The organism is Ktedonosporobacter rubrisoli (assembly GCF_004208415.1).
GTDB lineage: Bacteria > Chloroflexota > Ktedonobacteria > Ktedonobacterales > Ktedonobacteraceae > Ktedonosporobacter > Ktedonosporobacter rubrisoli.
In genome coordinates this window covers 3,878,526-3,890,021 of sequence record NZ_CP035758.1, presented here as the reverse complement: position 1 = coordinate 3,890,021, position 11,496 = coordinate 3,878,526, and the positions used below count along the sequence as shown (strand labels likewise).

Here is an 11,496-nt window from a genome sequence, read left to right as displayed (position 1 = left end):
TGTTTGCTTCTTATCTCGCTCTCCTAGAAAGAGCAGAATGTGCTTCAGGCCGACTTGAGGCGACATAAGCATATGACCGATGGGCATAGTAATATGGCCAGAGAAGAATGTCTTCGGGGAAAACTCTGATTCTACGAGGTCTATAGACGTTAGCTCAGAAAAAATACGGGTAAACCCTGAGATAGTGGTAAGAAAGAAAATAGTACAATAGAGACCTGATAGAAGATGCCTTATAGTTTGTATGGTGAGCGAGGGTGCGATGTTGCTGCTTATGACAAGGAAACTTTGTGCTAGCTGGAATTGGCGCTTGGCAACTATCTTGAGCGGTTTTTTTCTCCTGGCTCTAGCGCTTACGCTTGTCTTTCTGCTGCTACCCGGGATGCCAAAGGTATCTCGCGATCAGAATGCTGATTATATCTGGTCTGGCATATTGATAGGTCTGCTCTATATAACCGGCAATATCATCTTTCACCACACCCACAATAAGCCAGTGGCTATGTTAGCCTATTGCGTCTTTATATGTACGGCGCTGATTTGTTGCCTGCTTCTGATCAGCACATATAGATGGTGTGCACTACTTATCAATCTGCTTTCGATCCTGACCCAGGGGCTGGCGGCAACCTTTGTGAATTTGCTGTATGTTTCCAATGAGGGAGAAGCTAGCCCGAAAACGCTGCTCCATAAGCTCTTTTGGCCTTATACCTGGCTGATCAGTAGTTTTGTCATGGCCCTTGTAGATTGTGCTGTGCTTCTGCTGCTGCCTTATTTATGGATAGTTGTAGCGCTGCTTATCTATGTGTTCACTCTCGTATGTATGGGACGCATTACCTGGATAATGCTCTTTCATTCTTCGCGCCTGTCTGCTCAGGATAAGCCTATGGCCAGTATGGCCGTTATCTGCATAGTCTTTCTATTTTTGCCCCTGGCACTAAATAGCAATAATGCCCTCTATAATGTTCCACTTTTCTCAACCTCGACGGGTTTCCTCGTCTTTTACTGTGCCTGTATTGCTGGCTTTGTCTTGTTGCTATGCTTTGTCTTATATAGTGTGCGCTACTCTGGTATACAGCTAGCTAACTCTCTGAGTCTGGTAAGCATCGGCTGTACGATTTTATTTCTACTGCTGGCCGTAAATTTTGTGGGCGCCTTCGACTTCTCATTTTGGAAGAGCGGGATTACTAATCTTTTCAAGCATCATTTACTGGCCGTCCCTTTAATGCTGCTACCTTTTATCTGTTGTTATGCTTTGTTGCACGATCAGCTTATTGGCAAAGCTGGACTATTAAGCCGCCAACTGATCAGGAGTATGCTTTGGCTAGAGCTTGCGTGTTGTTTTATTGTTATGGATGTTACTCTGATAGCTCTGGAGAGGCACTTTCTGCCCTTCATTGGCGATTCCGAGGGAATATCGGTACATATAGTCTGGTTTATGCTCAGTGTCTGGCTCTTTCCACGCGTATGGGAAAAGGTACGCGATCTTGGCGACAAGATATTTTATCGTGATTTTTATCATTATAATCGCACGCTGCGTGACTTGAGCACGGCCCTTACGCATTTGCGCGGATTAGAGCAGATAAGCGCCTTTATCTTACCTCGGCTTGCCACGCTGCTAAACGTGGCCGAAATTGCCTTATTGGTCCGGGAAGAGATGCCTGTAGACGGTGATCTAGCGCTAGAGAATACAAAAGTGCTACCGGGCTGGCGCTCGTACTTTCACCGTGTTCATGGAGCTGAGAGCGAGGCCGAAAGTGCTTTTCGCGAACTGATAAAAAGGGCCATTACTCCTCTAGATGGGAGAGAGTATTCATATAGCAACCACGATAATTTATTGCTTTTCCCCCTTTTTGATGGTTACGCATTAAGGGGGTATCTCTGCCTTAGCCATAAGCTCAATAATGAGAGATATAGTCGGCAAGATCTCAGTTTTCTAGAGACGCTGGGGGCTCAGCTGGTCGTTATGGAGGCTAATACGCGCTATCTTGAGCAAGCGCATAGAGATGCTCTGCAGCAGGCAAGCTTAAATCATCGGATTATCCAGGCGCAGGAAGAGGAGCGCCGTCGTTTAGCTTTAGAGTTGCATGACGAGGCGCTGCAGCAGGCAATGCTCCTTACACGACACCTGGCGGATAATCGGGGCGATACGAAAATTGCGGAAATGGAACCTCTGGCGCGCTCGCTGGTAAGCAGTTTGCGGGCAACCTGTCTGGAACTGCGCCCCCCACTTCTAGACGAACTGGGACTGACCGAGGCTCTGAGCTGGTTAGCTCGACAGAGCGAGCAGCGCGGAAAGATTCGCGTAAGCATGCAGTGTATTGGTGATCCCAGGCGTTTCTCTGCCGAAAAAGAGTTAGCCCTCTATCGTGTGGCGCAAGAAGCGCTGGCTAACGTGCTCAAGCACGCGGAAGCGAGTAAAGTCAGAATCAGGTTGCGCTATTCTGGAGAGGATAAGGTTGTCCTGCTGGTTGCCGATAACGGGCGGGGACTACGGAGGGCCAGGCCTCTTACTGGTAGCCTTGGCCTGGCGGGAATGGCTGAACGTATGGAGGCCGTCCAAGGGTCGTTTCGCTTATGGGCCCGTGAGGGTAAAGGGGTAGTTGTGCGGGTCTGTATTCAGCTAAGATAGTGTCCATAAATTGGATAGAAATGTCAGTACGGGAGACTTTTTATGAGTACTTTGCAAGGAGCAGCAAGAAGTGGAGCAAGCTACGATCAGTATTGTGCTGGCCGATGATCATACCATGATGCGCGAAGGGACGCGGCGCTTGCTGGAAGAAGATCCTGCTTTTGCCATTGTTGGCGAGGCACGCGATGGCGCTGAGGCAATTGGACTATGCCGGCAGTTCCGGCCACGGGTGTTAGTGCTGGATATCGCCATGAAGGGCATGAACGGGTTCGCTGTGGCCCAGAACCTGCTTGTGGAAGAAAAGCAGCAAGTCGGCATACTCGTGCTGACTGCTTATGATCAGGCTGCGTATGTTGTAACGATGTTACGTATGGGAGTAAAAGGATACTGGCTAAAGAGTGCCAGCAGTAATGCCATCCGTCAAGCTATTCGCGATGTTGCTGCTGGCAAGAGGAGTATCGATCCAGAAGTGCATCAGCTCCTGACTGAAGAGAGGTCCGACGTACAGTTTATAGATCTGCTGACCAGCCGGGAACAAGAGGTGTTGCAACTGGTTGCGCGTGGATTGCGCAATAGCGAGATTAGCGAGCGGCTTCATGTCTCGATAAAAACTGTAGAGACGCATCTTACTAGCTTATATCAGAAGCTGAATGTCCAATCGCGTACTGAGGCGACTGCCCTGGTGCAGGAACAACGCTTATTGTTTGATAATGAATGAAAATAGATTATATACTGAAGGTTATATATAAATTTGGCTGTTCTTGTTGTCGGTATAAGCAGAGTTTGCTAGGTTTGAGTGTCAATTGGCAGGCAGATGAGATCCGCCATAATTGTCAGAATTTGCAACAAATAATGCATCTGGATCGTATATATCATTAAGGGTGACCTATCACTCGCAAGGTCTAGAGAGCATGTACCAAAAAAAGCTCTTTAAGAGAAGTTACTCTGTTTTGCCTGAAATATGTGAAAAATTGTGTAGAGTTCTATAGTTTTTTAGCTGAAAAGAGTATATGGCGAAGAACAAATGTACACATTCGTGATTTCTTCTCCCCTTTCCGCAAGGTAGGCGATAACGACCTATCACTGAATGTTTTTTGTATGAAGGAGAATTAAGGCTCTGTCTGTGTAGGTGGATGAATAGTTACTGAGATCAGGATGTTTATATCAGCTTCCTCTCTGTTTGAACTTAGCAGGTCTTGGTTATGGTATATGGTCGTACCGACTTGTTATGTCGGGGAGAAAGGATAAGGTTAGGACGTTATGGAGGCTATGGAACTGATGGTGGGGGTGTGGTTTATTACGATCTCGTTCTGCCTTATAATCGCCGGAGTTATTGTTTCTCTGGTGCTCAGAAGGCGCGGTAGGCGTAATAAAGAAGAAATCAGCGATAGGCCTAGAACTGACGAAGAGCAAGATGATTTGCTGCAAAGAGAGCTCTTCGAGTAGGTTTATTAAGGTAATTGAGATGATGGAAGGAGTATGTTCCTGTCGGATGGCTGGTAACCGTAAACAGGAACAGATGTTGCGGCGTTAGTGGCGTCGTAACTGCTAGTCCGTTAGACGGCAAGAGCGATGTGGCGGAATCGAGAACATTGCTCTTGCCATATTGTTATGAGCTTACCTGGCTTCCTCCAGGCCTCGCTCGATGCTTTCTGCTTCTCTCTCTATTCTTCCTCGTGTCGCTTAAATTTGTCCTCATTTGCTGCTTCTGAAAGTTTGTCTGTGGATCTGGGAACCTTTTGAACCTTTCTTGCCGTAGTATTCCTACAGAAGAGAGGATAAGCGTGTGGATATTTGCGAAGACGAACTTATCAAACGAGCTATTAATGGAGATCAGGAGGCATTCCGTCGCCTGTGGGAGCTCCACCATGCCGTGGCGATGGCGACGGCTCTGCGCCTTTGTCATCAACGTTCGCTTGCAGAAGAAATCACGCAAGGTGCATTTGTATTGGCCTGGAAGGGATTACCCGGGTTTCGTGCTGGATGCCCGTTTCGTCCCTGGCTCATGCGCATTCTCTATCGGCACGCTCTTGATACTATGGAGCGGCAGCGTAGCTATCTGCGCCCTATTTCGCTTGATATACTCACTGAGGATATAGCATCAAGCTGTACTGAAACCCATTTGCTGGAACAGCTAGAGCAGCGAGAGGAAATCAGGCATGTTCTGGCCCAGCTTAGCGCGGATCAGCGCCGGGTTATTGCTTTACGCTATGGAGCCGATTTGACGGAGGTCGATATCGCGCAGGTGCTAGGTTGGCCAATTGGAACCGTGAAATCGCGCTTGAATCGCGCGCGTGAGCGATGCCGTGCTCTGTTGTCGAGAGAAAGGAAGTGAAATTATGGGGGAGTGGTATTCAAGCGAGGAGATAGAGAATATGTCCAACTCTCTGGAAGAGCGTCTCAGCGCCTATTATGATCCCGCGCTTCCCGAGCAACCGCTTCCTTCATCATCCTGGATGAGCCTCGCCAAACAATTAAAGCCGAGACAGCCAGATAAGCGCGGGTTGCGTTGGTGGTTAGCGGAGTCGGAGAATGTAAGAGATGCTACTCCTGAGTATATCCGGGAAGCGTTTTCCCATATTCCTCCTGATCTCTATTTGAGAACACGCCCCGGGCACTTAGTCCATTACCGTTACAAAGCACGCATGAAGCTTCCAGAGGTGCGTGTGGCGCTCCTGGGAAGGACTAAGCTTACTCTTATGCTGCCTGGGCGATCAACGTCTTTGCCTGAGCCGGCCGCGCTTGAAGTTCTGCTGGTGGGAGGCCTGGCTCGCTATGTCTGTATGCGCCGTCCAGCTTATCTGTTTATCCGCTTTCTTATGTTGCTTTCACCCGTAGCGCTGCTTGCTCTGAGTATGCTTTTGCTGCGTGCACGGAGCGTTCCGCTGGCGTTGAGCGTGGCCTTGCTGATTGTTTTCCTCAGCCTATCTTGTGGCCTGGTTTTGTGGCTGCTTCATCTGCAGGCACGTACTATGGCGCGGCAAGCTGATATGCTGATGGTCCAGTGGATAGGCAGAGACCGCGTTTGTCTGGGATTGCATGCGTTGCTCACAAGGAGTAGGCTGCCGGCGCGGAGGAAGTGGGGCCAGCTTTCATTGGTTGAGCGCATCAACCACATTTGTGGAATGCGTATAGCTGCTGATCAGGAGCGCTTAACGCTGGTTAGATAGTTTGATTGCGTGTTCTATGGAGTGAGAAAGGCTGAGCGAATTAGATGCCAATAACAACTTTACCTCAAAGGGAACAGAGCGAAGAAAGTATACTAGAAACCTCGCCGCAACAATCTGGTCGCTGGCTTGGGCGTATGCTGCGACGTGTCAAGCTCGCTATGGAAGGCGATGATGATGTTCTCTTATTGCAGAATAAGACGGAGATTTCCTGGCGTGTATATCATAATTACCATCTACTGGGCATCGTTGATACGCGTGAGGAAAGAGCCTTTAAGCTCTCTAAACATGGAATGCTAAATACCTGTCCACTCGCGGGAGAGAACGTAGATTATCTTGTGTTGCCTTTGAATCAGCGCATCCACCGGGTGCGTATCTATCGTCGCCGCTTTAGCAATGAGGTTGAAGTCTATGACCTGGCCACCGGCTAGTTGATAGTGGCTGGCGTGGCGAAACCAGTACGTATTAAGGCGGAAGGCAAGCTATGTTGCGCGTTTATCGTGGTTTGTGACTGCGCCAGTTTGCTTTCTTCCCTGCAATTTAATAACAAGAGATGAAGCCCGACAAAGCGCGGAGCCATATCCTGTCGCTCGGGCATATAAATGCTATCCACTATTTAACTTTGAGCAGTAAATGAGAAGAGTGCTTGCCCACCTGAACGTCTGGAGAAGGAAAATTATTTCCCTCATAATTAGCAAGTCAGATCGTTTAGAGAGTTCACCAGCCTTTATCTGACATCATGAAATGCGTAAACTGGATAATCTTGATCAACCTGCCTGACCAGCTTAATACTGGTATTGCGGTAGATAGAAGTGCAATCTACGATGGGCAAATCATGCTCGGTATAGATAGTTCCATGCATGATATGGACCGGGCTACCAATGGGTAAGTTGAGATAGCCAGATTCCTCAACCCCGACACGGCCAATATCCAGGTCGTGCTCGGACTTAAGTGGCGGCAAGCCATATTTTGTTTCTAATAATTGGAAGAGAGAATTCTGTTCTAAATCTTCCTCCAAAAGTTGCTCGCAACCGTTAAAGCTGATGCACCCCCGTTCCAGAACAACGGGAGTCCAGTTGACCAGGCGCAGGCGGCGCATATAGAAGATCGGTTGACCAACTTTAATACGGAACTGCCGAGCGCTTGTCAGGTTAGCGGGCCGTAAAGTTGCCACAAGGACTTTTGTGCGTGCCTTCTGCCCCTGGGCTTCCACTAGCTCAGTAAAGCCGGTCAGGCGGGTTGTCTGCTGGGAAGAAAATACCTGACTAACGAATGTTCCTATCCCACGTTCGCGGTATAATATTCCTTCGCTCACTAGCTCCGAAACTGCCTGGCGCGCTGTCATGCGACTAATGCCGTATAACTCACCGAGCTCTCGCTCAGATGGTAAGAGATCTCCTGGCTGCCATTCCTGTGAGCGGATCTTGGCGCGTATGATCTCCTTTAGCTGATAATAGCGTGGTAAGGCTGTTTTTTTTAGTATTGGACGCGTGTTTTCCAGACTCATGGTTTTCCCCTGTATAACCTTTCTCATAGCTGCGCGATCTTCGCAAGAGATGAGGTTCTCTACCTTCTAATAGTACCCAATCCTTTACCGTCCTGACAAGCTATAGAATGGATAGGCCCCCTTTTGATAGCAAGCGAGAAGCTAAAGCGCGCTATTTTTAAGTAATGGAGATTCTCTAGTTGCACTTATGCAATTTGCTAGCACGTTAGAGCTCTGCTTGCTATGTCTAAGCCTCTGCGATGTGCTTAGATGGCTATCTGGTGCAGAAACACATCTTGCCCAGGCAGATTTTTACGTGTCTACTGTTCTGCCGAGGCCTTATATTCTCCATGCCATAGCCTGCGCATCTCCTCATTTGTCTCTAAGAGCTCCTGCAGTGTACCTTGTGCATGGAGCTTGCCATCCTTAAGGACCAGGATAGTGTTAGCATGTTGTAAGGCCGCGCGGCGATGGGTAACGACAAGGCAGGTAAGGCCTTCATGGGCAAAGACACGTTCCCAGAGAATCTGTTCGGTTTCTATATCCAGAGCACTCGATAGATCATCAAAGATGAGAAGCTCTGGCTCGCGGGCGAACATGCGTGCTGCTGCCGTGCGTTGGATCTGTCCGCCCGAGAGCCGAATGCCTCGCGGACCAATGAGCGTATCAAGGCCGGCCGGCATTGCCTGGGCGTCTCCTGTCAATACCGCCATTTGCAGAGCTTCTGTCAGCATTGCCTGGTCCTCTGGCAGGCCCATGAGGATATTGTTGCGCAGCGTATCACTAAAGAGGCGTGGAACCTGGGCTGTGTAAGCTGTATAAGGCGGCTTAAAAAAGCTTGCGGGATCTTTAACTGGCCCGCCATTCCAGTAAATCTCACCAGCATCTTTAGGAAGCAGACCCAGAAGGGTGCGTAGTAATGTAGTTTTGCCTGAGCCGATACGCCCGGTAATGACCATAAATGAGCCTCGTTTCAGCTGCAGATCGATATTGCTAATGCCACTCTCGGTCCCAGGATAATGATAGCTCAGCCCCTGGACTTGTAATTCATGGAGATGGTGGTCAATGGCTTTGCTTGCCTGGGTCAGCACGGGCATTGCGCCTCGCTCATAGACTGGGGCATGCTTGAGTAAGACCTGCGCCGGTTCGTCGGTAATGAGCTCGCTCATGCGCTTTATCGAGACTTCTTGCTGCTTATAATCTCCGATGAATATACCCCAGATAGCAGGCAATTGCGTGGTAAACCAGAGATAATAAATAAACAGCGCAAAATCCCCGACCGTGAAGGTCCGCGCGGTCATGGCCTGAGCTGCGAGCACCAGCGTGATGGCAGTTCCGAACGTTACCGCATTATCAAAGATTGAGTCAAGCAACTCTCCAAACAGGCGATCCCTGACCATCATCTTGCGACGTATCTCGTTAAGCACGCCAAACTGGCTGAGCATATCCTTCTCCGCATTGGCGACCTTGACGGCTTGGACCGCGCCAAATAGCTCTCCCAGAAAGCCTATGACGTGTCCGGTTGCCGTTCGGCTAGCATCCCGATAGCGATGAATACGGCTCCAGGCCAGGCGGGCAGCCAATGAGGCAAAGAGTAACGGTATGAAGATGACTAGCGTGATGGTGAGATTAATGCTGGCCATGATGCCAATTGCCAGGAGAGAGGCCAGCGTTTCTCCAACCATAAATGGAATCCAGAGCGGAAAATCTGTGGTTTCTGCTACATCGTTATCAAAGCGATTGATAGTGTCTCCTGATGAGACCGGCAACGGCTTAGCACCGGGCCGGCGCAGAATGCTAGAGAAGAGATTAAAGCGCAGTAACGCGCCAGTAGTATAACGGAAAGTTGCATCACCCCATATCTCACCGAACGAGGTAGCCTGACGGGCCAACCCGACTGAGATATAGAGAGCGATAAGCCACCATAAGCTCAGGGTTAAGGCTGCTGAGCCGGTGAGCGAATCAAAAATGCTTTTCTCGATCAAACCTGGTATGATCTGGACAACGCAAAAAATTATGCGGGAAAGGCTATATATGATATAAGGCCATGGGCGATATTTGATGATCTGCAAGTTAAATGGCCAGGTTTTTAGGGTCGGAACCTGCTCATGCATTTATGGTAATACCTCCTCTAGTCCGGTTTGTAAGAGGGTGCAGAAGCGTGAATGGGGATCGTTAGCCAGGGCAAGGCGCGAACCATGCTCGACAATGTTTCCGTGATCAAGGATCATGATCTCGTCGGCACGCAGTACTGTGTGCAAGCGATGAGCTATAATAATCCCGGTGCGGCCCTCCAGCAGGCGCTTCATGGCTTGTTCAAGCAAGTATTCAGTTGCCGGGTCCAGGCGTGATGAGGCCTCATCGAGAACGACTAAGCTGGGGTTTTTGAGAAACACGCGCGCAAAGGCGAGCAACTGTGCCTCTCCCGCCGATAACCCCTGACCACCAGCGGCTAGCTGCGTATCCAGCCCATGGGGTAGGGATTGTACCCATTTTGAAAGCCCCGACTCATGCAATGCTTGCTCAATAGTAGCATCGCTGATGCGTCGATTGAAGAAGGTCAAATTATCGCGAATACTGGCCTGAAAGAGCTGTACATCCTGGGTGACCATGCCTACCTGCGTGCGCAATTGCTCAAGCGCGATCTCGCGAAGATCTATGCCGTTCAGCCTGATAGCCCCTATGGGTGGATCATAGAGGCGAAAGAGCAGGCGGGCCAGGGTTGTCTTGCCGCTACCAGTATGACCCAGCAAGCCCAGAACTTTGCCCGGCTGGAGCTGGAAGTTTAGATCCTGGAGCACATATTCTTGTTGATCGTAACTGAAAGAGACATTCTGAAAGGTAAGGGCGCTTTGCTCAGATGGGAGATCTTTACTAACGTCTTCTTTAATTTCAGGCTGCAGCATAAAGAGTTGCTCAACGCGCTCGATGCTTGCCTCTGCTTGCTGTAAATCCTGAAGTTGTTGGCGAAGGTTATCCAACGGCTGGGCAAGCAGGCCGATGTAATACACAATTACGTAGGCCGTACCAAGCGTAATTTGATGCTGGCTATAAAGATAGGCACCTAACGCCAGGCCGACCGTATAGCCTACGACGTAGAGCGTGTTAGTGCCAAAGTTTGTAAAGTTGCTGATCAGGCGCGCCGCGCGATAGGTTTCAAGAAGTCGACGCATCAAGGCGAACAGGCGGTGAGTTACATATTGCTCTGCCCCAATGGCCCGAATATCCTCGGTGCCAGAGATATGTTCTTCCAGGAAGCCATAAAAGTCGGCATTAGCCTCTCGCTCTTTAGCCCACTTGTTCACTGCCACTTTTTGCAGGAAGCTGAGTATACACAAGGTCAAGACGCTATAGACTATCAGGCCGAAGCCAGCCCGCCAATCAGCCTGTAGCAAAAATAGCAGAACGCCGAGGATCAGCAATCCGTTGCCCAGCACTTTAAGCGTGAATTGTGAGAAGAAATTGGCCAGGGCAGTTACATCGCTATCAACGCGTTCGATAAGCTCACCGGGAGTGTGCTGCTTATGAAAGGACATATCGAGGCGAAGACAATGTTCTACCAGGTCGGCCCGTAAGGCATTCGTAGCGAGCCAGCCGATGTTTTCAGCCAGGTAGGTTGAGGCAAAGGCTACCAGGCGCTGAACTACAGAGATAATAATGAAGATACCAGCAGCAATCAGCAATACTTGTAGAGGACCTCTGGCCTGGATAGTATCGATAAAGTAACTGATAACTTGTGGGCTAAGCAATTGTAGACCTATGCTGCTAAAAAGTAGCACCGCGAGGGCTAAGTTGCTCCGCCAGTGAGGCTTTAGGTAAGTCAGCAGGAGATGTGCGTATCGTCTCAGCGAAATGCCCATAGAAGCATTAAATCCTTTCGCTATGTGAGCATGTTTTTCAAGGATAAGATCACAGGGGAGCCACAGGTATAACGTGAGCTGGAGACAGCAAGATATGCTATGCAGGCTCTAGTGAGTGGAAAGCAGGAGAATGCTCAAGGCAAAAAGCCTCCTGGTTGGGGCTTCGAACAATGAGGAAGAAACCACCAGGCAAAGTATGCCAATGGTCAAGAGCAAGAGCGCACGAAAAAAGCAGCTATACTGCATGCGCTGAGCGAGACGCAAATAGCAGGCAAATTAAAAGGCAGCTACCCTACGCGTCTAGAAGTTGGTTATTTTTTTCTGGACAATGGCACACTTATCTGAGCAACGTTGGTAGAA

9 protein-coding genes are annotated in these 11,496 nt (G+C 49.4%); 6 read left to right on the top strand and 3 right to left on the bottom strand.

Going from position 1 to position 11,496, the window contains the following annotated elements:
- Positions 1-271: 271 nt before the first annotated feature.
- From EPA93_RS17270 to EPA93_RS17245, 6 genes are all read left to right on the top strand, one after another.
- Complete coding sequence (locus tag EPA93_RS17270; RefSeq protein WP_129888705.1) at positions 272-2,623, top strand: sensor histidine kinase; 2,352 nt, start codon at positions 272-274, stop codon at positions 2,621-2,623.
- A gap of 70 nt (positions 2,624-2,693) precedes the next feature.
- Positions 2,694-3,341 (top strand): response regulator, encoded by a 648-nt coding sequence (locus tag EPA93_RS17265; RefSeq protein ID WP_129888704.1) that lies wholly within the window; start codon positions 2,694-2,696, stop codon positions 3,339-3,341.
- Positions 3,342-3,883: 542 nt separating this feature from the next.
- Positions 3,884-4,069 carry a hypothetical protein gene (locus tag EPA93_RS17260; protein ID WP_129888703.1) on the top strand — a complete coding sequence of 62 codons (186 nt, stop codon included), beginning with the start codon at positions 3,884-3,886 and terminating at the stop codon, positions 4,067-4,069.
- Positions 4,070-4,409: 340 nt separating this feature from the next.
- The gene (locus EPA93_RS17255; RefSeq protein ID WP_129888702.1) at positions 4,410-4,958 is read left to right on the top strand and encodes an RNA polymerase sigma factor; all 549 of its coding nucleotides are present in this window, start codon (positions 4,410-4,412) and stop codon (positions 4,956-4,958) included.
- A gap of 40 nt (positions 4,959-4,998) precedes the next feature.
- Positions 4,999-5,793 (top strand): hypothetical protein, encoded by a 795-nt coding sequence (locus EPA93_RS17250; RefSeq protein ID WP_129888701.1) that lies wholly within the window; start codon positions 4,999-5,001, stop codon positions 5,791-5,793.
- Positions 5,794-5,837: 44 nt separating this feature from the next.
- Entirely contained in the window at positions 5,838-6,221 is a 384-nt protein-coding gene (locus EPA93_RS17245) for a hypothetical protein (RefSeq protein WP_129888700.1), read from the top strand.
- A 296-nt stretch (positions 6,222-6,517) separates the two neighbouring features.
- Here EPA93_RS17245 and EPA93_RS17240 read toward each other — a convergent pair whose 3' ends face one another.
- The 3 genes from EPA93_RS17240 to EPA93_RS17230 form a co-directional block, all read right to left on the bottom strand.
- Positions 6,518-7,297 carry a GntR family transcriptional regulator gene (locus EPA93_RS17240; protein ID WP_165423205.1) on the bottom strand — a complete coding sequence of 260 codons (780 nt, stop codon included), beginning with the start codon at positions 7,295-7,297 and terminating at the stop codon, positions 6,518-6,520.
- 299 nt (positions 7,298-7,596) lie between these two features.
- Positions 7,597-9,390, bottom strand: coding sequence for an ABC transporter ATP-binding protein (locus EPA93_RS17235; protein ID WP_129888698.1), 1,794 nt, complete (start codon positions 9,388-9,390; stop codon positions 7,597-7,599).
- Positions 9,391-11,136, bottom strand: coding sequence for an ABC transporter ATP-binding protein (locus EPA93_RS17230; protein ID WP_129888697.1), 1,746 nt, complete (start codon positions 11,134-11,136; stop codon positions 9,391-9,393).
- Between the last annotated feature and the right edge of the window lie 360 nt (positions 11,137-11,496).